Source organism: Clostridium septicum (assembly GCF_003606265.1).
In the GTDB taxonomy this organism is placed as follows: Bacteria; Bacillota; Clostridia; order Clostridiales; family Clostridiaceae; genus Clostridium; species Clostridium septicum.
This window is the reverse complement of the sequence record NZ_CP023671.1, coordinates 2,315,059-2,340,838: the sequence shown is the minus strand read 5'-3', so window position 1 is coordinate 2,340,838 and position 25,780 is coordinate 2,315,059. Positions and strand designations below refer to the sequence as shown.

Genomic DNA, 25,780 nt, shown 5'->3' with positions numbered 1-25,780 from the left:
TAAGGGATTGCTTTACGCAATCCCTTAACATCATTATTTAAACTACATTATTTTATCTTCCAATTTTGGATATTCCAATCATAGTTGAATTGAGGATTACCTTGTTTCTCTATACCTGTTTCAATTTTATTACTTTCAATTAAGAATATTGGTTGATAGTATAATGGAATTGAGAATAAGTTTTCATTCTCATATTTTTGTAATTCAAAATATGCTTTCTTTTGAGCCTCAGTATCTACTACATTTGTTGCATCTATTAATTTATTTAGAGTTTCATCTGCTGGTGTATGTGAGTTTGATGGTGATCCTGTTCTGTACCTATCATAGTATTCGTGCATTGAAAGTGCTGCATTAGCTGCATAAGCTAAATCCCAATCTACTGCACTTGGTCCGTTTGTTTGATCCTCAGGTGCCTTCCAAAGAATAGTAGCTAAATCTCCTTCTACTAATTTAAAGTTCATCTTAATACCTACTTCTTTTAAGTAAGATTGAATTGATGTCATAAGATCTACTGTTAATTGATCTGTATAGTAATAAACCACTTCTAATGTATAGTTTTCATCCCAATTAGCTTCTTTTAATAATTCTTTTGCTTTTTCTGGATTAAAATCATAATTATTTAAACCATCTACCTTATCTGCTCCATTTGGAGTTAAGCTATTTGCTGGAATTATAGTTCCATCAAATAAATTTTCCCCAATAGTTTTCATATCAATTGCGTATCTAATTGCTTGACGAACCTTTGGATCTGCTAATGGTGATTTTGATCCATTAGGTTTGTTAAATTTATTTACATAAAATAAACGTGTATACCTTACATCTACTTTACTTAATTTCACACTATCTGTTTCTTTTAACGCTTTTACATCAGCAACATTCTTTGTATATCCATAATCTAATAATCCTGATTTAGCATTATTAACCAAATTAGCATCACTATCTCCAGGACTTGGTGTTAGATGGATTGTGTAATCTGCAACACCATTATAATATTTTTCAAATGGTTCTAATGTTGTATAATCATTCATTTTAACTTCTTTTATTTTAAATGGACCTGAGCCAATTGGCTTTTGGAAATATTCTGCTTGTTGGAACTTTAATGGATCTACACCTTCAAAGTATTTTTCAGGTAATGGTGCGAATTGTGTAAATGTCAATAATGCATCTGGTGCAACCTTATCAAAAGTAAGTGTTATCTTATTTCCATCAATTACTATTCCAGAAACTTCTTTTGTATTTCCAGCTAAGTAATCTTCTGTACCCTTTATGGCTTTGAATGTACTTAAAAATACAGGATTAGTAACTGCAGTTTTCATAGAATATTCAATACTCCATTTTATATCTTGAGGAGTTATTTTTTCCCCATCATGCCAATAGATATCATCTCTTAGATCAAATACTAATTCTTTTCCATCATCACTTAGCTTGTACTCTTTAGCAAGTTGTCCCTTACTTGGCTTTAAATCAGCATCAGCTACAATTAAGTGATCATATAATACCTTTGAATATGTGGATACTCCTGGATTTAACCAAGGAGTTTCAAAAAACTCTACCGGTCCTCCATTTGAATACATTATTTTTGATTCGCCTGAGCTAGATGATCCACTACCTTTATTACCACCACAAGCAACTAACGATAAAGCCATAGCAGCAACAAGAACACAGCTAACAACCTTTTTAATCATAATACTCCCTCCATTTTACTCTAATAAAAATCATAAATTAAATTTTTACTCCATTTAATCTTTTGTTTTTTGGAGTTAAACTTCATTTAATGTCTTGATTATAACATTAAGGATAATTACTGTAAACGTTTTTCTTTGTAAATTATGTAATTTATGTATTTTATTATTTAGTTATTATTTTTTTAATAAATCGTTAAAATTTTCTTAATATTTAGATATATTTTATAAATTATTTTATTTGTGTAAATTTAATACTTTTATTTACATTTATTGTATACATATAATCTATATATAAAATAACAAAAAGCATGTTTTAAATTCTATAGAATTTAAAACATGCTTTTTGTTATGTTGCTAATTTACCTATTAATAGTTCTGCTGTTTTTTCTTTTATATCTAATACATCATCTTTATTTAATAATGCATAGCCTGTACATAACAAATCTATTACATAAAGCTGAGATATTTTACTTATTAAAGATCCACCATCTAGTAAATTTTCTTTTCCTGCAGTTAACAATAAACAATCAGCTATTTGTGCAATAGGTGATAATGCATAATTAGTTATAGCTATTATTTTAGCATTTTGCTTTTTCGCCACAGTTAAGGAGTCTATCATATCTTTAGTATATCCTGATAAACTTAATGCTATTATGACATCATTTCCATTACATAAAGAAGAATACATCAACTGAAAATGACTATCCGTTATTGAAGTTCCTATTTTCCCCATTCTAACAAATCTACTTTGAGCTTCATAAGCAGCTAATCCAGACGCTCCAACTCCATAAAAAAATAACCTATCACTTTCTTCAATTAATTTAATGGATAAATTTAATTGCTGGATATCTAGTACTTTTTTTGTATTTAATATAGTGCTAGTCATATTGTTAGCAATGGAATCCATATAATTTTCATGATAACTTTTATTCTCAGGTTTATCATCTTTGGCTATTTGGAGCTTTAAATCTTGAAATCCATTAAATCCTATTTTTTTTACAAACCTAAGTATAGTAGCTTCACCAACATTTATTTTTTTAGAAATCTCTAACAAAGTTTCATATATTATATTTCCTTTTTCAGCTAAAATATAATCTGCAACTTTTTTTTCTGATTTGCTTAGTGAAGGATAACAAGATTCTATAATAGATATATATTTCATAATAATACCTTTTTCTCCTTTCATTATTTACTAAAAACTTATAGTTATCTAAATGTAAGTTTTTGTTAATTTTTAATATAAATTAATCATTCTTATTTTTATTATATTATGTTTTCTTATTTTTTGAGCAATAGAATTTTATATATAAAATATTTGTTCTTAAATATCTACTTATGCCTCGCTTTATAAATTCAGAATATTTTTTATTTTTTAACTTAATATTACCATTTTATTGTAATAATTAAAATACAATCTACTAAAATCTAAAAATAAAAAGAGTTAAACAATTATTTTGCCCAACTCTTTTCAAATCCTATTTTAAGTTTAATTTTTTATATACTTATTAAAATATTATCTACTTCTTTATAAGTTTAACAACAGTCTCCGCATGTGGTGTGTTAGGGAACATATCCTTAACAGTACTCTTTATTACCTCATAACCTGAGGCAACTAATGTTTCTAAATTTTCAACTAATGTTTTAGGATTACATGAAACATAAATTATCTCTTTTGCATTAAATTTTATTACATATTCTAAAGCCTTAGGATGAACCCCACTTCTTGGAGGATCTAATATAATTATATCTGGTTTCACTTTTATAGTTTTTATTATCTCTCCTACATCACCAGCTAAAAACTCACAATTGTTTAATCCATTTAATTTAGCATTTTCCTTTGCTGCTTCAACAGCTTCTTCTATAAGTTCTATACCTATAACCTTTTTAGCATTTGCTGCTGCTATTTGTCCTATAGTTCCTGTTCCACAATATAAGTCAAATACTACCTTATCAGAAGATTCTCCCATAAAATCTCTTACTATACTATAAAGACTTTCTGCCCCTTGTGTATTAGTTTGGAAGAATGAAAATGGTGATATTTTAAATTTTAATCCTAATAAATTTTCTACTATATAATCTTTTCCATATAATAAATTCACTTTTTCTGGCACAACTGCATCTGAGAAAGAATCATTTTCTGTGTGTAATACAGAAACTAATTGCCCTTTATAAATTCTACTTTTTAATACTTCTACGTACTCAGTTAAATCAAAGTCAATTTGAGTTGTAGTTACTAAATTAACCATTAATTCTCCTGTATTAATAGCTTTTCTTATTACTAAATGCCTTAAGTAACCTTCTCTTCTCATTACTCTATAATAAGGTAATTCCTTATCTTTAAAGTAATCAACAGTTGCTTTTATAACAGTTCTAAAGTCTTCATCTACTATCATACAATTATCAACTGTAATAATACCAAATGATTTTCCTTTCATGTGCATTCCAAGTGTAAGTTCTCCACCTTTTTCAAAGTCTCCAAAGGTGAATTCCATTTTATTTCTATACTCCCATTGATTCTTACTTCCAACAACACCTAAATACTCTCCCATAGGAGCATTTCCTTTTTCGAAAAGATTCTTTACTTCACCATTTAAAAGTTCTAATTGTTTTTCATAAGTAAGATTTTGTGAGCTACATCCACCACAAATTCCAAAGTATTTACATGGCGCTTCTATTTCATAATCAGCTTTTTCATCAACTGATAAAAGCTTTAACTCTGCATATTCTTGCCTTCTTTTTTTTACTTTTCCTGTAACTATTTGCCCTGGAAATGCTCCTTTTACAAATATTTTTTTGTCTCCAACTGTACCTATACCTACTGATGGAAACTCTGTCTTTTCTATTTTAACTTGTAGTGCACTACCTCTTCTCATGTTTTTCTCCTACTTCTTATGATTTACTTAAATAATATTTTCTTTCCTATTGTCTTTCTTAATCTTGTTCCTTCACAAATTGGAATATATATAACATTAAGTAAAGCATAAATAATTAAAAATACGGGCTCTCTTTCTGCTACAAATAATCCAATCAATTTTAATAAGAAATCAAAAACTATTAATGTTAATAATGATGCAGCAAAAATTATTATTTGATCTATTACACCAACTAATAGCTTCTTAATTATTGTCATATTTTTAGATTCTTTTTTAACAATGTTTTCTACCAATATTTCTTCTACTGTTATCTCTTCATTATTTTCAACATTTATTATTTCTTCGTTAATATTTGAATTTTCTTTATCTAACAAACTTTTTTCCTCCCATTTCCCTATTTTCATTTAAGACAATTGAATATATAAAAAATAATTTAACTTTCTATTTAAAATTGTATTTCTTTGACTCTAACTTATACAATAAAATATTATCTTTTATAGATATTGTTTCTAATAAACCATCCAAGTTATTTTCTATGGTACCTTCTGCTTTTTCGCCCTTTATTATATCATAGATTTTTTGATTTAAATCACTATAATCTCGATCTTCAACACCTGTCATATCCTGTGAATACTCAGCTATTGATGTTGATCCAAAATCAAATTCTCCCTCTTCTTTTATTATTTTCTTATCTAAATTAAATCCTATTTTTAATATAAGTTGCCCTTTTGACATATCAGAACCATATACTTTAAAACCATAATACATGCTTTCTAATCTGTTAGGTTCTGGATTCAAATTATCTACATATATATAATTTGAATTTACAGTCTCTCCATTTTCTTCTTTAACTTCTTCTTTTTTCTCATATTCTAATTCAAAAAGCTCAGTTTTTTCTTCAATTCTTGTAAGTATTTCATTATTTAATTTTGTTACCTCATCCTTTGAGTAGTTCTTTGCCCATTTACCTTCTAATTGTTTTTCTTCTACTGCAGCTTTTGGTTTTGACTCTTTAACTTTTTTTTCTGGTTCACTACTACATGAAACTAAAGACATTACTAAGATTCCACTTAATAAACAACTAATTATTTTTGTTGACATTTTTACCTCCATAGGATTTATTCTTATGTTATTCTATCCTAAATTTATTTAATTATAACATCTAACCCAGTATATTAAAAGACTTTGACATATAATTGTCACATAAAACTCATAATCAAGGTATCTAAATAGTTATTTGATCTTTCATATTTTCAAAAATCTTATCCCCTATTCCAGTTACTTGTTTAATTTCATCTATACTTTTAAAAGCACCATTTACTTCTCTATATTTTATAATATTTTCTGCTTTCGAATCTCCAATTCCCTTTATAGTTTTAAGCTCATTTATATCAGCTGTATTTATGTTTACTTTGCTATGTGTATTACTACTATTTAAATTACTCTGCAATTCAGCTCCTATTACCTTAACTCCGTCCCCCTGTTCTTTTTTATCATTTATATTAGGGACTATTATTAATTGGTGATTTTTGAGAATATCTGCCCTATTTATCATAGAAATATCTCCGTTTTCTGTTATTCCACCTGCAATATCTATTAAATCTTTTATAATACTACCATCTTTTAATGTATAAACATCGGGTTTCTTCACTTCCCCTTTAATCTCCACTACTACATCTGTTGAATTATTTTCTTTAATATTATTAGAAACTACTTCTGAATTACTAGGTATATCTTCTTTCTCCAATTCATCAATGTTTTCCTCTACAAATATTTCTTTCATATACTCATCTTTAAATACTTTATTTTTATTATCATCATATTTTAGAAAAATAAATGTAATTGATATAATTAATAAAATTAAAATCCCTATAAATTTTTTATAATTATATAAATTAAATGACTTTAAATATTTAATATTAATTTTTTTCATTGCATTCCTCACCTTATATATTTTTTATAATTATTAACATTATTTATATAAATTAATTCAATACATGAATTAATTAATATGTTAAAGTGGAATATTCTTGGTATTTTTGCTAAAATAAAAATATTAATAATTTTTTTTGCATATTGGGAGATTGATTATGAAAAAATTTATTGTAACCTCTTTACTAACATTAATATTTTTTATAAATTTTAATGTTTATACTACTAGTGCTGAAGCAGTTCCTACTCTTGAAGCTGAAGGAGTTGTTTTAATGGATGGAACTACAGGTGAAATTATATACTCTAAAAATCCTAATACTAAATATGAGCCTGCTTCAACTACTAAAGTAATGACAGCCTTAATAACCTTAGAAAATTGTAAATTAGATGATAAAGTTACTATAGGAAGTAACCCCCCTGAAGTTGATGGAACTATTATAGGTGTAGCTAAAGGAGAAGTTTATACAGTTAAAGAACTCTTGCTTGGATTGCTTTTAGAATCTGGTAATGATGCTGCCGAAGCTTTAGCTGAGCATATATCTGGATCAAATGAAGCTTTCGGAAAATTAATGACTAAAAAAGCTAAAGAACTTGGTGCTAACAATACGGTTTTTAAGAATCCTAGTGGATTACATGAGGAAGGTCATGTAACTACTGCTTATGATTTATCATTAATTATGAAAACAGCATATAATAATAAGGATTTTCTAGAAATTTCAAGAACTCCATACTATATTTTTAAAAATAATCCTAATTTTGATGGTAGTGAAAAATGGGCAAATAACAAAAATCATTGTATAAATCCAAATTCACCTTATTATTATGAATATGCTGTTTCTGGTAAAACAGGATATACACCTGAGGCAAATCATACCTATACTTCTGTTGCTAAAAAAGGGGATCAAGTATTAATTGCTTCGTTTTTAAATGCAACTGATAAAGATACTCAATTTAGAAATGTAGGTGAATTATTTCAATACGGATTTGATAATTTTCAAACTACGAAAATAGTATCCAAGGGTGAAAAGCTATCTGAATATAAAATTAACGATAATATTACTATTCCACTCTTAGCAACTACTGATGTTTATTTTACTCAATCTAAGTCTGATCCTAAGCCTATTGTATCTGTTACTTATGAGAATAGAGATATTAGTAAAAAAACAATAAATAAAGGCGATTTATTATTTAATTCATCAATTCTAGTTAATAATAAAGATTTTGCTAAAATTGATTTATCAAGCGGAATTGACAGAGATTATTCTTTTAAGGTCAAAGTTAGTGAATACTTACAAAAACTAAAAGAAGACAAGCCTAAACTACTTATAGCTAGTTTTACATTTTTAATTATAATTTTATTCCTACTTTTTATATTAAAAATAATAAAAAAGAAGAGACAAAGAAAGTAAAAGGATGAAACTATGTGTCTCATCCTTTTACTTTCTTTAGTTAATTATATAAGTTTTTTTATATCTTCAGGTAATTCTGCTCTTAATGATAAACTTTTTTTAGTCCTTGGAGACTTAAAATCTAAACCATACGCATGTAAAGCCTGTCTTCCAATTATTTCAGAATCTTCCTCATATCCATATAATGTATCGCCATATATAGGATGTCCTAAAGCTTTTAAATGTACTCTTATTTGATGTGTTCTTCCTGTTTCTAATAAGCATTCTACCACATCTCTATCTGCTAACCTTTTAACCACTTTATAATGTGTTATACTTCTCTGTCCCCTTTCATCTATTACTCTCCCTATTACCCCTTCTCCTTCTGGCCTATATATAGGTAAATCAATAGTTCCTTCCATATTTTCTAAATTACCATGTACTACAGATAAATATCTTTTTTCTATATTATTTTGACTCATATCTTTTGATAACTCCATATGAGCATATTGATTTTTTGCTACTATTATCAATCCAGAAGTATCCATATCAAGTCTACTAACTAATCTAACTATACACTTTTGATTAGTCTCCTTAAAGTAATATAGTAAACCATTTGCAAGAGTTCCTGATTGATATCTTTTAGTAGGGTGTACTACCATATTAGGTCTCTTATTTATTACTATTATATCTTCATCTTCATATACTATATCTAAATCCATTGGCTCTGGTGTAATATTTTGACTTTCTTCTTTACATAAATTAATAAGAACTTCTTCATTTTCTTTTAAAACATAATTCATTTTTACAGCTTTATTATTTACGAATATTCTTTTATCTATAGCTGCGCCTTTTATTAATCTAGATGATAGTCCTAGCTCCTCTTTTAAATATTCTCTTATTTTTCTTCCTTCGAAATCCTTTATAACAGTCTTTTTTATAGTGCTCATCATTTCCTCCTAATGTTAAAGGTAGAAAATCATTAGACCTTCTACCCTTTTTTACATAGATATCTTTAATCTCCAAATAGATTGTAATCATTACCAAGAATTATTACTACATCATAACTCTCATACTGCTCATTCGTAAGTTTTTCCGTCTTGCTTATATCTGTATCATTTTTTAATAAATTCCTAATCTCTTTATCATTAGTCTGTATTACACTTTTATCTCTAGGTTCTAACGAATTACCCACATCAACTGAAGTATACCCTGATTCATTTAATTTTGTCTGCAAGTTCCCTGCTAATCCATTAACCTTTGTTCCATTTAACACCATAATTTTAATGTCCTCTTTTTTCTTTGATGTAGCAATAGAATCATTTGATAATTCAGAAGATGATAGTGAGTTTATTAATTCTATATTATCTTTTTTATCAACTATTAAATAATCTTGCCTGTAAATCTCTTGAAATTCACCTTTTAAACTGGTCATTATTATATCTTCAGGTTTAAGTCTTAATATGCTTAATCCTAAGGATAACATTCTATTAGCAGTTAGATTTGTATCTACATTGTCACTAATAGATTTTAAAATATCAGGTACTTTAAATATTATTGAAGGTGTAAGACACTTCTCAACTAGCTTACTAATAAACTTTTGCTGATTTTTAATTCTATCTATATCACCATTAATAAGACCTGTTCCATCATTATTCTTTCTCCATCTGAAGAACTCTTCTGCTTTTTGTCCATCTAAGTGAACATTTTCTCCTGCATTAAACCTTATATGTAGGTTTTGGACATCATCATCATAAAACATATCTTGATCTATATACATATCAACTCCACCTACAGCATCCACTAAATTTCTAAATGCTTTATAGTCTATTTCTACCATATAGTTAATCTTTACATCAAGCAAATTTTGAATATGTTTTATTAATTCTTCTTCACCACCTAAAGTGTAAGCAGCATTTATTTTCCAATACCTTTGATATTGCCCATCGTCTACATATGCATCAACTTCAATCATAGTATCTCTAGGAACTGATACTAAATGAACCTTTTTAGTAGATGGATTATAGTTTAAAACCATTATACTATCTGTTCTTCTGCCAGCTTTATTTTCTAGATTTTCTGTATCTCCAATATCCATTCCAACTATTAGTATATTTACAGGTTCATTCCACCCTGGTGTTAAAGGTTTTGAAAGAGTAGTATGATTATTTAGTCCTGCTAAAAAAGAATATATATATATTCCTCCACCTATAACTAAAATTAAAAGAAGAATAATAAATGCCATTATACTTCTTTTAATTTTTCTTCTTTTTTGTTGTATTCTCATTTTCTTTTTTCTTAAGTGTTCATTTTTTAAGCTTTTCTTTCTTGCAACCGGATTATCTACTTCCCTTTTTCTTTTCCCCATTCCAAAACATTCCTCTACTTTTTATTTATTTAAAAGCAAATAATTTCTTGCTTTAATACTATTAATATCTATTGTGAAACCTTTGTCTAATAAATACCTAGTAGTATGTGTTAAAGCCATTAAAATCCCTTCATCAAGATTTTTAAAAGCTGTACTTCTTATTTTTTCCACACCTGGAAATCTTCTGTTAGGCTCAATCATGTCAGCTATATATACTATCTTATCTAAGGTAGACATATTTTCTTTACCAGTTGTATGCCACCTTACTGCACTTAAAATTTCTTCATCATCTATATTAAAAACTTCTCTCCCTATGATTGGAGCAATTATACTATGCCATAATTCTGGAGTATTCTCTTCATCATATGATAGTTTTATTTTATTCTCATCTATTATTTTTTTCATTTCATCTACTGTTTTATTTTTAGCAACATCATGAATTAAAGCTGCAATTTTAGCCTTATTTAAATCTACATCATTTATTTTTGCAAGCTTTATTGATGTCTCAACTACACCTAAAGTATGATTAAATCTACTTTCTACTAAATTATTTTTAAGATAATTTTTAATCTCATTTACATCATACATACCCTCACCCCTTATATAGTTGATTTCTCTTTATAAAATCCAATACCTCTTTAGGTAAGAAAAAATCTACTCTTTTATCTTCTTTTATTCTTTGTCTAATCATAGAAGAGGATATCTCCAAATCAATAGTATCTAAAAAACTAATCTTTGTATCATATTTCTTCTCTATTTTATTTTTCTGTTCTAATAATAGTTTCTTATTATATCCCGACCTATTAAAAACAATAAACTTACAATTTAAAAATATTTTTTCCGGTTCTTTCCATTTTTCTATATCCATTAAACAATCCGCACCTGTTATAAAAAATAAACGATTATCTGGAGAACTTAGATACTGTAATGTTTCAAATGTATAACTATATCCTTGTTTCTTTATCTCATAATCACTTATTTGAAAATCTTTATAAGAAGCTATAGCTAATTTAACCATATCATACCTTAAGGGAGCCATAAGGATACCATTGGTATCCTTATGTGGTGGGCTCCCTGCTGGCATAAATATCACCTTATCTAAATTTAGTTGGTGTTTTGCCTCATATGCTATATATAAATGAGCCAAATGAATAGGATTAAAGGTTCCTCCTATTATGCCGATTCTTTTCATCTATCTATCTTTTTGTTATTGGTAATTCAATTTTAGGTTTTTTTAATGACTTTTTATATAAGACCATTTTACTTCCTATAGCTTGAATTCCTTCACATCCTATTTTTTCACAAATATAATTTGAAGCTTCTCTTGTTTCTAATCCACTATTTTCTAAAACTTTTATTTTTATTAGTTCTCTAGCTTCTAGCGCTTCCTCTATTTGCTTCAAAAAAGTTTCTTCTATTCCATTCTTTCCTAATTGAAATATAGGATCCATACCATTAGCTAATCCTCTTAAGTAAGCTCTCTGTTTTCCTGTTAACATAGTTTCTCCTCCTATAATATATATTCAAACTCAAAGTCGTTAAGTCTAACCATATCTCCGTCTTTTATTCCCATCTCTCTTATCTCATCTAATACGCCTTTATTTCTTAAAACTTTATGGAAGTATCTTAATGAATCTGCGTCATGGATATTTACAGAGTTTAATAATCTATCGACAAATGAACCTGTAACAACATATACTTTATTATCATCCTCACCGTCTTCAATAGATATTTCATAAGTAAATTTCTTTTCTTCTGGTATAAATCTTTCTTCTTCTGGAATTTCTAAATCTATTATTGGAATTTCTGAAAGCATTCTTCCTGCTTCTTTAATTACATCTTCAACTCCAGCTTTAGTTGCTGCTGACATTTTAAATACTTTATCAAATCCTAGTTCATTTACTTTCTTTTTAAAGTTTTCAAAGACTTCTTCATCAAAAAGCATATCTGCCTTATTAGCTACAACTATTTGCGGTCTATCCCATAATTTTACTGAATATTTTTTAAGTTCTTCATTTATCTTTATAAAATCTTCTATAGCATCTCTTCCTTCTATTCCTGAGATATCTACAACGTGGATTAATAATCTAGTTCTTTCTATATGTCTTAAGAATTCTAATCCTAATCCTATACCTTCTGAAGCACCTTCAATAATACCTGGTATATCTGCCATAACGAACGCATTTATTCCTTCAACCTTTACTACCCCTAAATTTGGTTTTAAAGTTGTAAAGTGATAGTTAGCTATCTTAGGTTTTGCTGCAGTTACTGTTGAAAGTAAAGTTGATTTACCTACATTAGGGAATCCAACTAATCCTACATCTGCTAATAATTTCAATTCTAAAGTTATCCATCTTTCTTCCCCTGGCATTCCTGGTTCTGCAAAGTGTGGCGCCTGTCTTGTTGGTGTACAGAACTTACAGTTACCTTTTCCGCCTTTTCCACCTCTTGCAAGAACAAATACATCATCTTTATGTGAAAGGTCAGCTATTACTTTGTTTGTTTCAAAGTCTCTTATTATTGTTCCCATAGGAACATTTATGTAAAGGTCTTCTCCATCTTTACCATAGCACTTAGATCCTTCACCTTTTCCACCTGCTTGAGCTATGAATTTCTTTTTATACTTAAAGTCTAAAAGTGTAGTTAGTCCTGTATCAACCTTGAATATGACACTTCCACCTTTTCCTCCATCTCCTCCATCTGGTCCACCTAACGGTACGTATTTTTCTCTTCTAAAAGAAACACAACCATTACCACCATCTCCAGATTTAACAAATACTTTGGCCTTATCTATAAACATATACTCACCTATCTTTCTGTAATAACTTTTAATTACACGTAATAATATAAATTCTCATCTTTATATTATCCCATTATTTTATAATGTTTATTATACCATAAAGAAATAAAGTGATTATATCACTTTATTAATAATTAATAATGAATGATAAATAATTTAAGATAAAACTTTTAATGTTTATAAGAACATCTCTTAAATATTTTAAAACTTATTCATTACTAATTATTCATTATTCATTATTAACTCTCTATAGCAAATTAACAAAAGAAAGCACCCTAATTTTAGGGTGCTTTATGAAAAAATAATATTATTCTGCTATTTCTTCAACATTTACTGGGTAAATGCTAACCTTTTTCTTGTCTCTACCCATTCTTTCGAATCTTACGATTCCGTCTTCTTTAGCAAATAGAGTATCATCTCCACCCTTACCTACGTTAGTTCCTGGGTGAATCTTTGTTCCTCTTTGTCTAACTAGAATGTTTCCAGCTAAAACGAACTCTCCGTCAGCAGCTTTAACTCCTAATCTCTTTGATTCTGAATCTCTACCGTTCTTTGAGCTACCTACCCCTTTTTTGTGAGCAAATAATTGAAGGTTCATCATTAACATATCTCTTGCACCTCCTCTTTCAATAATTTTATATATTCACTATCTTTGTTTTTTCCAAAACTCGTTTTAAGAGTCATCATTAAACTTTCTAAACTTTTTTCAAAAGTTAAAAGAATGACTTGTGCACTCTTAATTTCTTCTAAGTCAAGATTTGATAAATTTATATTTAAAAATCCATCATTAATTTCATACTTAACCGGAAGCTTTAAAACTTCCTCCATACCTATTACAGCACTTTGAGATAATACTGAAACTGAATTGCAAACTAAATCAAAAACTTCTCCAGTTGCACGCTTCATTTCCTCTCTAGATAAAGCATGACCTTTAATCTTAAATCCTAGAGTTAAGTTATCCTTCTTAAATATCGTAATCTTAATCATAATATTAAGCTTCGATCTTTTCGATTACTAACTTAGTGTATGGTTGTCTGTGTCCAGTCTTCTTTCTGTAGTCCTTCTTTGGTTTGTACTTGAAAACTGTTACCTTCTTAGCTTTGCCTTGAGCAACAACCTTAGCTACAACCTTAGCTCCTTCTACAACTGGTGCACCAACTTTTAAAGTTTCTCCGTTTGAAACAGCTAAAACTTCTGTTAATTCAACTGTTGAGTCAACTTCAGCGTTAAGTTTTTCAACGTATATTACGTCTCCTTCTTGAACTCTGTATTGTTTTCCTCCTGTAGTTAATACTGCGTACATTAAAAACACCTCCTCTTATTACGGTCTCGCCAACCAAGGTACAAAGTTTAAACTTTGTTTTTAAAAAACCTCTTATGTGCGGTTAACATTTGATATTTTATCATATTATTATGTTACTTGTAAAGATTTTTATTCATATTTTTCATAAGCATTAACTTTAAATTTTTTTACATTTTCTTTTTGTGTATTAAATATTAAAGGTTCTATTTTATATCCTTCAATTCCATCAACAAAATTTAAATATATTTCTTTATCTAATCCTTGAATATTCCTTAAAAAGTTAAACATGTTACCTTCTATTTCTTCTTGATAATTTTTATCTAACTCTATATAAAAATCATTTATTGAATTCTCTTCATTGCATTTAATAATTTCATTTTCCAATAAATTTTCTATATATGATATTTTTAAAACTTCGCCTTGCCCTTTACATCTTTTGCAAGATTCATCCAAATAATTATAAATTGACTTTCCTATTCTTTTTCTTGATATTTGAACTAAATCTAATTCTGTAAATGGAAATATTCTTACATTGCCTTTATCAGGTGATAATGATTTCTTTAATTCATCCATTATTATAGCTTTATGTAATTTATTTCTTACATCTATAAAGTCTATCACTATTATTCCACTTAAATTTCTAAGTCTTATTTGACGTCCTATCTCATTTGCTGCTTCTACATTAGTTTCTAATATTGTTTTTTCAAAAGATCTACCTTTTATATTTTTCCCTGAGTTTACATCTATAACATACATAGCTTCAGTTTTATCAATAACAATATTTCCACCACAAGGTAAATTAACTTTATTATGCCTAAGTTTTAATATTTCTTTTTCTATATCATAATAATGAAATAATCCTCTGTTTTCATTAAATAAGAATATTTTTATATCTTCATTATTTTTAAAATACTCCATTACTTGATTATAGTCATCCTCATTATCTACTATTATCTCAGCTTCATCATCTACCTTATCCCTTAAAACCTTATTTAAAATTATATTTTCGCCATATACTTTTCCAAGTTTTAAACTATAAAATAATTTTCTTTTTATACAATCTATTTTTTCAATTAAAGCTTTTTGCTCTTCTTCTAACTGATTTTTCGTTGCATTAACTGAATTAGTTCTTAATAATAATTCATATCCATCTAATGGAGTAATAAAGTCTTTTAATCTATTTATTTCTTTATAATCTGTTATTCTTTTTGAAAAGCTAATTCCGCTTCCACCTAAGGTTATAACCATAAACTTCCCTGAAACACTTACTTTTGATGTTAACTTTGCACCTTTGTTATTTAATGGTTCTTTAACTACTTCAACTAAAATTTCATCGCCTTTTTTTATTCCTTTACCTTTAAGCTCATTGCTTAAATACATATATCCTTCCTTAGATAACCCAATATCTACAAAGATTGAATTAATAGCTGGAACTATATTTTTAACACGTCCCTTATATATTTCTCCTATTTGAGGATCTAAAGAATACTCCTCAACAAAACACTCTGATAATCTTCCTTTATCCTGTATAGCTATCCTTAAAAGATTTCTTTTCCTCTCGATGAATATCTTTTTCATAAATCACACTTCCTAAATACTTTTATATAGAGCCACGTAATTTTTTCCCTTTAATACATACATTTCTTCCCTCTTTATATCTACAAATGCATCTTCAATTATATTTGATATTTTACCTTTTATATATGATGCTACTAAATCAGGTGATAAGTGCTCCCTACTTCCTGAAGAAATTAACATATTTATTATAATCTCATTATCTTTCACCCAATATTTAAAGCCTTTAATCATAGTCTTTAAATCTACTTCTTTTTCGCCTTTTTTACTCTTTTTTATAGTAATCCACTTTTCTTCACCTAATAATGATTCCATTTTAGAAGAAACTTCTTCCGATTTATCACAGAGCATTTTTACTGTAAATCTAGCCGCATCAACTAAAGCCATACTTTGAGGTAATTTCTTTTCTCCATCAACATTTATAACCTTATGTGCACTTATGAATTTTATACCCTGTGCAGTTTTTTCATTTAATCTATCAATTATTTCATTTTCATCTAACTCTTCAACTAATACTATATCCATATATTCAGCCTCTGAGTAAACTCCAACTGATAAAGGTTGTGCTATTGATAATGCCATATGCGGATTAAATCCTTTTGAATATTGCATAGGAAGATCTGCTCTTCTAATTACCTTTTGAATTGTTCTCATTAAATCTAAATGAGATATAAATTTTATGCTTGATTCTTTAGTGAACTTAATTACGTAACGCACCTTCGAAACACTTCCCTTCTTTAAAGTTTACATTAACTCCACATCCTGTACAGCCTTTTCTACAGTTTTGTGTAAGTTCTGCTCTCTTAGCCTTTTCATTTTCTAATTCAAGATATTTTCTATTTACTCCTATATCAATGAAATCCCATGGAAGCACTTCATCATAACTTCTTTCCCTATACACATAAAATTCTGGATCTATATCACATTCTTTCATAGCTTCAACCCACAAATCATAATCAAAGTATTCTGACCATCCATCAAATTTAGCTCCTTTTTCAAAAGCTTTAATTAATAAATCACAAGTTCTTCTATCTCCTCTTGCAAATATAGCTTCCATAAGTGAAGTTTTTTGTTCATGATAATTATAATTTATAGATCTTGATTTTATAGCACCCTTTACAGCATCAATCTTTTGCCATATTTCTTCTGGCCTTGCCATTTTAGCCCATTGGAATGGTGTAAATGGCTTTGGAACTAATATTGATGTACTTACTGTTATTTTTAATCCCTTTTGTCTATTTTCTTTTGGAATCCCATAATAAACATTGGCCATCTTTTGAGCTAATTCACCTATTCCAGCAGCATCTTCTATTTCTTCATAAGGTAATCCTAATATAAAATACAGCTTAATTGTGCTCCATCCTGATTCGAAGGCACTCTTTGTTGCTTCTAATATTCGTTCTTCCGTTAGCCCTTTATTTATTATATCTCTCATTCTTTGAGAGCCAGCTTCTGGAGCAAATGTTAAACCAGTTTTTCTAACCTTTTGAATTTCCTTTATTAAATCTACTGAAAATGCATCTACTCTTATTGACGGTAATGCTACACCAACATTTTTTGATGCATGTTCAAAAATTAACTTACTTACAAGATTTTGTATATCTGAGTAATCGCATATACTTAATGATGCAAGCGAAATTTCTTGATATCCTGTTGATTCAATCATTTTTCTAGCTTGTTCTAATAAAGTAGCTGTACTTTTTTCTCTAACAGGTCTATAAATCATTCCTGCTTGACAAAATCTACATCCATTAGTACATCCTCTTGTTGTTTCTAACACAATTCTATCATGAACTATTTCTGAGTAAGGAACTATCATATCTATAGGAAAATCTACTTTATCAAAGTTATTTATTATTCTTTTCTTAACTCTTGGTTTTACATCCTCAAATTTAGGTGTAAATTCTTTTATCGTTCCATCTTCATTATATGTAACATCATATAATGAAGGTACATAAACACCTTCTATCTTAGATATCTCTCTTAAAAATTCTTTCTTCTTCCCTTTCCCCTTATACTTTTTATAGATATCAAGGACATCATTCATTATTTCTTCACCTTCGCCTATTTCAAAGAAATCTACTATATCATATAAAGGCTCAGGATTATATGCACATGGTCCACCAGCCATAACTATAGGTTCATCTTCTCCTCTTTCTGATGCCCTTAAAGTTATTCCTGACATATCTAACATATTTAATATATTTGTATAACTCATTTCATATTGAAGTGTAAATCCTAAAATATCAAATTCTGTTAAAGGATCCTTAGTTTCCAATGTCATTAATGAAATATTATTTTTTCTAAGTTCTGCTTCCATATCTGGCCATGGCGCAAAAACTCTTTCACAATATGTATCTTTTCTTTGATTTATTGTATGATAAAGTATTCTTGTTCCTAAATGAGACATCCCAACTTCATATACATCTGGAAAACAAAATGCAAATCTTATATCAATTTCATCTAAATTTTTTACTACTTGATTTAATTCTCCACCAGTATATCTTGATGGTTTTTCAACCTTATATAGAATATGGTCTGTAATTTTGTTCATTACCCTTCCTCCTATAAATTAAAATTTAATTTTTATAGTTCTTAGCTTCGGTTTAAACTTAATCTATTATTTGTATATTGAATTCTTAACAATTAAAAAAGAAGTATATCTCTATACTTCTTAATATCTTACTATTCTAGCATACATAAGTCAAAAAAGTAAATGTATTAGTGTTTCTGTAATCTTATGTCTTTATATTCCTCTAAAGTTATATTTCCATAAAACTTCAAAGCATCTATAAGTTCATTTTCTTGTAATATATACAATAAGTTCATATCATCATCTAAAACATAAAAAGTATTAAACTTATTTCTATCTACTAATCCTAAGACATTTACCAAGTAATTTTTATAATAAACAGATACCGTCTTATTTTCAATATATTTATTTTTAATTAACTTCTTTCTCTTCTTAACCATATTTCCCATTGTTATATACATTGTGCTTCTCTGCTCTGATCTTGTAATATATATAATTATACAAGCGGCAATAAACATACTCAAATTCAGTTTATGTATTGATATAAAAAGTAATAAAGATATACAAACAAAACTTATAGCTATACAATAGCTTGTTAACCTTATTATTTTTTGGGCTTGTTTATATAAAATCTTTTTTGAAATTAATATTTCATATATTCTAGAACCATCTAAAGGATATGCAGGCAATAAATTAAAAATAGCTAATCCTAAGTTTAAATTCAAACTAGCTATAATCCATGGAGAACTATATCTAAGACTTATTATAGAAAATATTATAAACATTATAAAATTAAATAGTGGTCCAGCTAAATATATAAGCATTCTTTTTATATCTGTTAATATTTCTAAATCTCCAAGTTCTGCCCTTACACCAAATATATGGAGTTCTATATTATAAAATTTACATCCAAACATACAAGCTAATGTTATATGTGAAATTTCATGCAAAATTACCCATAAAAAAGCTGATAAAAAAACCTCGCTACTTGTACATATTAACATAATTAACACTATTTCTGCTAAAAATATCTTCGCTTCTTTCTTCATTTATATCTCCCTAAAAATTGCTATAAATCCCCTTTAATCACCTTCTATCTAATGTTTCTTATTAAAACCTAACTATATAATTTTATTTCATAATAATATAAAACACTTAAACTTTAAGTAACTTATGAAATTTTAATAACTTTTATAATAAACATTTAATTCTACTCTTTTTCATTGTTTTGAATTTTATTTTGTTGATTTTCTTTTGCTTCATCTATCCTTCCTTGTACTTCTTTTACAGCATTACTGCTAAACTTCTTAAGCTCTTCTACGAAACCTACATAATTAAAATTTTCACTTACCATTTCCTTACAAGTTGAATAAATATCTTTAGCTTGCTCATAAGGTAATACCTTTAATACTAAAACTGAAATAAATAATAATGCAGTTGCTGTTAATCTCATAATTATTCTTCTTACATATCTATTAGGTTTTTGTAATTCTTCTCTTCTACTATATCCATAATTATAACTTAATCCGGGTCCTCTATAATTTCCCCTATACCCCACTACATAATTTCCTATATAATTACTTCCATAAGCAGCTTTAGAGTTAGGATAAATATTTTCTTCTTTTATACTAATAGTTTTATCTACAGGAGTTTCTTTATAATTTTCAACATTAGTCTTTATATTAGCTTTACGTTTAACTTCTTCATAATATTTTCTATATTCCTCTCTATAATCCCCCATAAAGATCTCCTCCTAATACCTTAATCTTTAAATTATATTTCCTCAAAGCTCCTTTTATGATTAATAATATTTTATGATTAAAAGAAAAGAAGATTTACTTTTAAAAGTAAATCTTCAGACTGCTGACAAAGTGTCAGCAGTCTTTAATTTTATACAAATATGTAATATAATTTAAAATATATTAATTTATTACATAGGGGTTTTGGTGATGATAAACGAAAGAAGACAAGCGCAAAATGAAATGGAAGTGGTTATGCTAGAACAATTAGTTCCGAAAGACCATTTATTAAGAAAAATTGATAAATACATAGATTTTTCATTTATTAGAGAGTTAACTAATGATTTGTATTGCCATACAAATGGTCGACCAGCTGTTGATCCAGTAGTACTATTTAAAATGTTATTTATAGGATATCTTTATGGCATCCGCTCCGAAAGGCAACTAGTTAAAGACATAGAAGTAAACTTAGCATATAGATGGTTTTTAGGTTATTCAATTACTGAAAAAATTCCAGATTCATCTACAATAAGTCAAAATAGAATTAGAAGATTTAAAGGTACTGATATTCCACAAAAAATATTTGATAATATAGTTCTTCAAGCTATGGAAAAAGGATTAGTTGGTGGTAAGATTCTTTACTCTGATTCAACACATATAAAAGCTAATGCTAATAAGCGTAAGTTTGAAAAAATTGAAGTACAAGTAACACCTAAAGAGTATATAGAACAACTAGATATTGATGTGAATTTAGATAGAGAAAATCATAATAAAAAACCTTTAAAACCAAGAAAAGAAAAAGAAGAAACAAAGCAAATTAAGAAAAGTACTACAGATCCTGATAGTGGATATATGATGAGAGATAATAAACCAGAAGGATTCTTTTATTTAGATCATAGAACTGTAGATAGTAAAAATAATATTATTATGGATGTACATGTTACCCCTGGTAATGTCAGCGATAGCGAGCCAATACTAAATAGAATAGATAGAATTAAAGAAGTATTTAGTATAAAGCCAAAATATCTTGGTTTAGATGCAGGATATTCAAGTAATCCTATTTTCAAGGGGATTGTAGATAGAGATATAATACCAGTAGTTGCATATAGACGTTCTCCTCATAAAAAAGGAATGTATACTAAGAATAAATATATTTATGACTATGATAAAGATATCTATATTTGCCCCAATAATGTTGCGTTAATATATAAAACTACGACTCGCGAAGGCTATAGAGAATATAGATGTTTTGAAGAAATTTGTATGTATTGCCCTCATAAAGATAAGTGTCTTGGAGAAAAAGCTAAATATAAAACAATTAGACGACATGTTTGGGAAAATCATAAAGATGATAATAAGAACTTTCTTAAAACTGAAAAAGGAAAGGGAATTTACAATAGAAGAAAAGAAACAGTTGAGCGAAGCTTCGCAGATTCAAAAAATTTGCATGGGCTTCGCTATGCTCGCTTCCGCGGACGCGAAAAAGTATCCGAGCAATGCCTACTAACTGCAGCAGTGCAGAATATGAAAAAGATAGCAACAAGACTATCTTTGCTACTTTTAGATTTTATTCGTATTATTTTGGATGATATTTTAAATATAAGTTTTATTCATAATTAATAATAGAAAAACCCTCTGTTTTTTAACAGAGGTTTTTCAACAAACTGAAGATTTACTTTTAAAAGTAAATCTTCTTTCTTCTCATACCTATATTTACTACTAAACCTATTGATAATACTGTTGTTAAAAGAGAACTCCCTCCATAACTTATTAATGGAAGTGTTATTCCTGTAATTGGCATAAGTCCTATTGTCATACCTATATTCTGTAATATAGCAAATAAGAAATATGCAACTAATCCAACACATATAATAGAACCAAACTTATCCTTAGCAGTTCTTCCTATAGCAATCATTTTAGAAATTAATATTCCATATAAAAGTAATAAAAATGATGCTCCTAAAAATCCCCATTGTTCTCCTATACTTGCGAATATAAAATCCGTTTGAACTTCAGGAACATATTGAGATGCATATCCATTACTTGAGTCCTTTAATTTAGAATTATTAGATCCAGTAATTCCTCCTGATCCTATGCTTATTAAAGATTGCCTAAGCTGATATCCAGATGCTGAACTATCGGCTTCTGGATTCAAAAACGATGTAACTCTCTTTTTTTGATATGGCTGAATTACACCTGAATTCCACACTAATATTACCACTATAAATAATGATAGTAACCCTCCACCTATGACCCTAATATCTAGTCCACCGATAAAGAATATACCTACTACTATGAAAAATAAAACCATAGTCATTCCCATATCAGGTTGAATTACTATAAATACAGCTGGAACTATTGCATAAAATGCCATCTTCCAAAAATTGTTCCATTCATTTATAGTTCCATCCATATCATCTAATTGTCGTCCTAACATCATAATAGTAGCTATTTTTGCAAGCTCTGCTGGTTGAAATGATAATGGTCCTAACCTAATCCACCCTCTAGCACCATTTATATCTGTTCCTATAAACATAGTTACAATTAATAACAAAATTGAGCCCCAATAAAATATAGGAGTATATACTTTTAAGACTGTATAATCTATAGCAATCATAAAATATAATGCAATCAAACATACAACAAACCATACAGATTGTCTTTTTAAAAATAAAGTTCCATACTCAGCTCTACTTGCTAAATAAATATTAACTATTCCAAACAACATTAGTCCAATCATTGAAAACAGAATACCTTTATCTATTTCCTTTAACTGTTTAAAATTTATCGTGAATTTTGAAAACATATTTCACCTCCTAGTCAACTATCCTATCATATATTATAACCTTTTTAATAACTTTTTCTATATTTTTTGCAATTATATAATACAATCTTAATTAATAATTAATTTTTATTTTAATATAAAAAAGTGCCATAGGGCACTTTTCTATTATCTACCTTTTATATTCTTTATAGGAATATTTGCAATTAACGCAGGGTTATTACCTTCTATAGCTTCTGGTTTGCTTACTGCAATTTCCACATCTTCAGCCTCTATTTCTATATACTTAGATAATACTGCTAATATTTCTGTTCTTATTTGTTCTAAAGTTTCTTGAGATAAATCTCCTCTATCATGTATTAGGATTAATTTTAACCTGTCTTTAGCAACTTCTTTTGGAGTTGGCTTACTAGAAAATTTTTTAAAAAATTCCACCTCTCACATCCCCCTTTATTTTCTTCTAAATAATTTCTTTAATGATGCAAAGAATCCTTCACTCTCTTCCCTTAAATCCATTAGAGGGACCTCTTCTCCGGTTAACCTTTTTGCTATATTTCTAAAAGCTTGTCCTGACATTGATTTATCATCTAATACTATAGGTTCTCCTTTATTAGTAGACACAGTTATATTTTTATCGTCTGGTACAACTCCTATTAACTCAATAGACAATGTTTCTATTATATCAGAAATATCTAACATATCTCCCCTTTGAGTCATTTCATAATTTAATCTATTAATTAAAACTGAATGATCTTCTAAACCTTTAGCATCTAATTTCCCAATAACTCTATCTGCATCTCTAACTGATGTTATTTCTGGATTTACAACAACTAAAGCTCTATCTGCTCCAACTACTGAATTTTCAAACCCTTGTTCTATTCCAGCTGGACAATCTATTAAAACATAATCGAAATCTTCTTTTAAGCTATTTACAACTTTTAACATATCTTGTGGTCTAACGTCATCTTTATCTTTTGTTTGGGCAGTTGGTAAAAGGCATAAATTTTGATATCTTTTATCTTTTATTAATGCCTGTTTAAGTCTACATCTATTTTCAATAACATCTGTTAGTGTATAAACTATCCTGTTCTCTAATCCCATTAGAACATCTAAATTTCTAAGCCCGGTATCTCCATCTACCACTACAACCTTTTTACCTAATGTAGCTAGAGCAGTACCAATATTTGCAGTAGTTGTTGTTTTTCCAACGCCACCCTTACCTGATGTAATAACTATTGAAATTCCCATTTTTTCTCCCTCCAACGTTAATATATATATTTATTTGGCAAATAAGGTTCTACAACTATTGTATCATCCTTAATCTTCGCAATTTCTGGATATAATGGTTTAGAACTATCTTCAGGCGATATCGTTATAACATCTCCAATTTGAAGAAGTTCAGGTTGAAGGTTAAACGCTGAAATTATAGCTTTACTATTTCCCGAAGCTCCTGCATGTACCTTTCCTTTTATTGTACCTAAAACTACAATATTCCCCCCTGCATGTACTTCTGCACCATTATTTACATCCCCTATTATGACAATATTTCCTGGGTAATTGATTAATTGACCCCCTCTTACCGTCTTTTTGATAAATTTCGTTTTTCCTTCGTACACACCACTAAAGATTTTATCATCTTTTTCTTCATCTTTTTTGTATTCTTCAAAGGTACATTCTTTAATTAAAATTTCCTCAAAAAGAGTATCTTTTAACCTTTTGATATCAATTTCATTAACCTTTTCAAGGTTAGCCGTAATTTTTAATGAAGAGCCTTTATAAAAACTTTTTCCTGCTGTTAACTTATTAATTAATAAATCTAGCATATCATTAAAATTATTGAACTTTTCCATTTCTATTATGGCATTGATACCTTCTTTATTACCTCTTATTTGAATTCTGTCATCCATAATTGCCCGCCCTCCAGCAACTTGTATAAATTCTAATACTATAATTACTAAATAATTATTATCTATTTATAATTATACCTTTTAATTATATCATTAAACAACAATAAATAACATATTTTAATAAAAAAATAAGGAACCTTGATAAAAACAAGGCTTCCTTAGTAATATCTGATATTATGGGATATCAATTTCTATATTTCACTTTTCAGTATTTTTATTATCTTTTAGATGTTAATTAAATTCTTCATTTTATTTTAGAATTATTAATTTCAATTAATTTTAGATAATCAATTATTTTAAGTTATAATTTTTCTCTTTATACTATTCTCATACTTATATATAAACAAGTTTTTAAACTATTACAGATAGTTATAAATATACTTTTTCCATTTCCTATTTTCTAATCTTCCACGACTTAATACTATATTCATTATAGCAAAATTTAAAAATAATATTATAAAAAAGAAACATTATAAAAGTGTTATATAATGTTGAAAATAATGCCGTCTCAACATTTAAATATTTATTACTTAAGAATAAAATTATATATACAACTAATACTTTTAAAAGTGATGCTATTAACCCAGTAAATACTGGAATTAGTTTTCTATTTTTATATATATTTTCTCCTATGATAGCTGCTAAAAAGCATAATATCATATTTGCTAATGCATTAATGCCAAATATATTATAGAAGAAGACATCTTGAAGTAATCCTGATAAAATCCCTATAAAAACCGCTTCATCTCTTCCTTTAATTATTGAATATGATATAGAAAACATAAATAATAAACTAGGAAATGCTCCTTTTATTGATAAAAATGGCATAAGAGAATTATCTAGAACTAATAGGCCTATTAAAACTAAAATTAAAATCAACCTTTTCATATACTAC

Annotated in this window: 26 protein-coding genes and 1 pseudogene; 2 read left to right on the top strand and 25 right to left on the bottom strand. The window is 27.9% G+C overall.

Translation table 11 applies throughout. The annotated features are described in order from the left end of the window. Positions 1–47 precede the first annotated feature (47 nt). The 6 genes from CP523_RS10745 to CP523_RS10720 form a co-directional block, all read right to left on the bottom strand. Positions 48–1,685 (bottom strand): ABC transporter substrate-binding protein, encoded by a 1,638-nt coding sequence (locus CP523_RS10745; protein WP_066674120.1) that lies wholly within the window; start codon positions 1,683–1,685, stop codon positions 48–50. 346 nt (positions 1,686–2,031) lie between these two features. Next, on the bottom strand, positions 2,032–2,847 hold the full coding sequence (locus tag CP523_RS10740; RefSeq protein WP_066674121.1) for a MurR/RpiR family transcriptional regulator: 816 nt from the start codon (positions 2,845–2,847) through the stop codon (positions 2,032–2,034). A 355-nt stretch (positions 2,848–3,202) separates the two neighbouring features. After that, positions 3,203–4,558, bottom strand: coding sequence for a 23S rRNA (uracil(1939)-C(5))-methyltransferase RlmD (rlmD, locus tag CP523_RS10735; protein ID WP_066674122.1), 1,356 nt, complete (start codon positions 4,556–4,558; stop codon positions 3,203–3,205). Positions 4,559–4,581: 23 nt separating this feature from the next. Then, the gene (locus CP523_RS10730; protein WP_066674129.1) at positions 4,582–4,932 is read right to left on the bottom strand and encodes an RDD family protein; all 351 of its coding nucleotides are present in this window, start codon (positions 4,930–4,932) and stop codon (positions 4,582–4,584) included. 67 nt (positions 4,933–4,999) lie between these two features. Next, positions 5,000–5,659, bottom strand: coding sequence for a hypothetical protein (locus CP523_RS10725; RefSeq protein WP_066674131.1), 660 nt, complete (start codon positions 5,657–5,659; stop codon positions 5,000–5,002). A gap of 124 nt (positions 5,660–5,783) precedes the next feature. Beyond that, on the bottom strand, positions 5,784–6,491 hold the full coding sequence (locus tag CP523_RS10720) for a helix-hairpin-helix domain-containing protein (protein WP_066674133.1): 708 nt from the start codon (positions 6,489–6,491) through the stop codon (positions 5,784–5,786). Positions 6,492–6,648: 157 nt separating this feature from the next. On the opposite strand from CP523_RS10720, the gene CP523_RS10715 reads away from it, so the two are divergent. Further along, positions 6,649–7,899, top strand: coding sequence for a D-alanyl-D-alanine carboxypeptidase family protein (locus CP523_RS10715; protein ID WP_066674135.1), 1,251 nt, complete (start codon positions 6,649–6,651; stop codon positions 7,897–7,899). A 44-nt stretch (positions 7,900–7,943) separates the two neighbouring features. Here CP523_RS10715 and CP523_RS10710 read toward each other — a convergent pair whose 3' ends face one another. The 14 genes from CP523_RS10710 to CP523_RS10645 form a co-directional block, all read right to left on the bottom strand. Beyond that, complete coding sequence (locus CP523_RS10710) at positions 7,944–8,828, bottom strand: RluA family pseudouridine synthase (RefSeq protein ID WP_066674137.1); 885 nt, start codon at positions 8,826–8,828, stop codon at positions 7,944–7,946. Between the two features lie 65 nt (positions 8,829–8,893). Further along, complete coding sequence (locus CP523_RS10705; RefSeq protein ID WP_120140849.1) at positions 8,894–10,246, bottom strand: LCP family protein; 1,353 nt, start codon at positions 10,244–10,246, stop codon at positions 8,894–8,896. A gap of 21 nt (positions 10,247–10,267) precedes the next feature. Continuing rightward, positions 10,268–10,834, bottom strand: coding sequence for a bis(5'-nucleosyl)-tetraphosphatase (symmetrical) YqeK (gene yqeK / locus CP523_RS10700; RefSeq protein WP_066674141.1), 567 nt, complete (start codon positions 10,832–10,834; stop codon positions 10,268–10,270). A 4-nt stretch (positions 10,835–10,838) separates the two neighbouring features. Next, entirely contained in the window at positions 10,839–11,438 is a 600-nt protein-coding gene (nadD, locus tag CP523_RS10695) for a nicotinate-nucleotide adenylyltransferase (RefSeq protein WP_066674143.1), read from the bottom strand. A gap of 4 nt (positions 11,439–11,442) precedes the next feature. After that, positions 11,443–11,745, bottom strand: coding sequence for a ribosome assembly RNA-binding protein YhbY (yhbY, locus tag CP523_RS10690; protein WP_066674145.1), 303 nt, complete (start codon positions 11,743–11,745; stop codon positions 11,443–11,445). Positions 11,746–11,756: 11 nt separating this feature from the next. After that, positions 11,757–13,046 (bottom strand): GTPase ObgE, encoded by a 1,290-nt coding sequence (gene obgE / locus CP523_RS10685; RefSeq protein WP_066674146.1) that lies wholly within the window; start codon positions 13,044–13,046, stop codon positions 11,757–11,759. Positions 13,047–13,353: 307 nt separating this feature from the next. Beyond that, positions 13,354–13,653 carry a 50S ribosomal protein L27 gene (gene rpmA, locus CP523_RS10680; RefSeq protein ID WP_066674147.1) on the bottom strand — a complete coding sequence of 100 codons (300 nt, stop codon included), beginning with the start codon at positions 13,651–13,653 and terminating at the stop codon, positions 13,354–13,356. After that, complete coding sequence (locus CP523_RS10675; RefSeq protein WP_066674148.1) at positions 13,647–14,033, bottom strand: ribosomal-processing cysteine protease Prp; 387 nt, start codon at positions 14,031–14,033, stop codon at positions 13,647–13,649. The genes rpmA and CP523_RS10675 overlap by 7 nt, the downstream gene beginning before the upstream one ends. Before the next feature lie 4 nt (positions 14,034–14,037). Continuing rightward, positions 14,038–14,349 carry a 50S ribosomal protein L21 gene (gene rplU, locus CP523_RS10670; protein ID WP_021876524.1) on the bottom strand — a complete coding sequence of 104 codons (312 nt, stop codon included), beginning with the start codon at positions 14,347–14,349 and terminating at the stop codon, positions 14,038–14,040. A 129-nt stretch (positions 14,350–14,478) separates the two neighbouring features. Further along, positions 14,479–15,927, bottom strand: coding sequence for an Rne/Rng family ribonuclease (locus CP523_RS10665; RefSeq protein ID WP_066674149.1), 1,449 nt, complete (start codon positions 15,925–15,927; stop codon positions 14,479–14,481). Positions 15,928–15,939: 12 nt separating this feature from the next. Further along, on the bottom strand, positions 15,940–16,641 hold the full coding sequence (locus CP523_RS10660) for a TIGR03936 family radical SAM-associated protein (RefSeq protein WP_066674157.1): 702 nt from the start codon (positions 16,639–16,641) through the stop codon (positions 15,940–15,942). After that, positions 16,625–18,478 carry a TIGR03960 family B12-binding radical SAM protein gene (locus CP523_RS10655; protein WP_120140848.1) on the bottom strand — a complete coding sequence of 618 codons (1,854 nt, stop codon included), beginning with the start codon at positions 18,476–18,478 and terminating at the stop codon, positions 16,625–16,627. Before CP523_RS10655 ends, CP523_RS10660 begins: the two co-directional genes overlap by 17 nt. A 167-nt stretch (positions 18,479–18,645) precedes the next feature. Further along, positions 18,646–19,506: a site-2 protease family protein gene (locus tag CP523_RS10650; RefSeq protein WP_066674161.1), complete on the bottom strand. Its 861-nt coding sequence runs from the start codon at positions 19,504–19,506 to the stop codon at positions 18,646–18,648. A 161-nt stretch (positions 19,507–19,667) separates the two neighbouring features. After that, positions 19,668–20,198, bottom strand: a complete 531-nt coding sequence (locus CP523_RS10645; protein ID WP_066674162.1) for a hypothetical protein — start codon at positions 20,196–20,198, stop codon at positions 19,668–19,670. Positions 20,199–20,406: 208 nt separating this feature from the next. Between CP523_RS10645 and CP523_RS10640 the strand changes: the two are divergent. Then, positions 20,407–21,747 (top strand): annotated as a pseudogene (locus CP523_RS10640) (IS1182 family transposase); the annotation flags it as partial. A gap of 127 nt (positions 21,748–21,874) precedes the next feature. Here CP523_RS10640 and rodA read toward each other — a convergent pair. From rodA to mreD, 5 genes are all read right to left on the bottom strand, one after another. Further along, positions 21,875–23,002 (bottom strand): rod shape-determining protein RodA, encoded by a 1,128-nt coding sequence (gene rodA / locus CP523_RS10635; RefSeq protein ID WP_066674163.1) that lies wholly within the window; start codon positions 23,000–23,002, stop codon positions 21,875–21,877. A gap of 144 nt (positions 23,003–23,146) precedes the next feature. Further along, complete coding sequence (minE, locus tag CP523_RS10630; RefSeq protein WP_066674164.1) at positions 23,147–23,413, bottom strand: cell division topological specificity factor MinE; 267 nt, start codon at positions 23,411–23,413, stop codon at positions 23,147–23,149. A gap of 15 nt (positions 23,414–23,428) precedes the next feature. Further along, a complete protein-coding gene (minD, locus tag CP523_RS10625; protein WP_066674170.1) occupies positions 23,429–24,226 on the bottom strand; it encodes a septum site-determining protein MinD in 798 nt (265 codons plus the stop codon). A gap of 17 nt (positions 24,227–24,243) precedes the next feature. Next, on the bottom strand, positions 24,244–24,888 hold the full coding sequence (gene minC, locus CP523_RS10620) for a septum site-determining protein MinC (protein WP_120140846.1): 645 nt from the start codon (positions 24,886–24,888) through the stop codon (positions 24,244–24,246). Between the two features lie 390 nt (positions 24,889–25,278). Then, entirely contained in the window at positions 25,279–25,773 is a 495-nt protein-coding gene (gene mreD, locus CP523_RS10615; RefSeq protein ID WP_066674175.1) for a rod shape-determining protein MreD, read from the bottom strand. Positions 25,774–25,780: the final 7 nt, after the last annotated feature.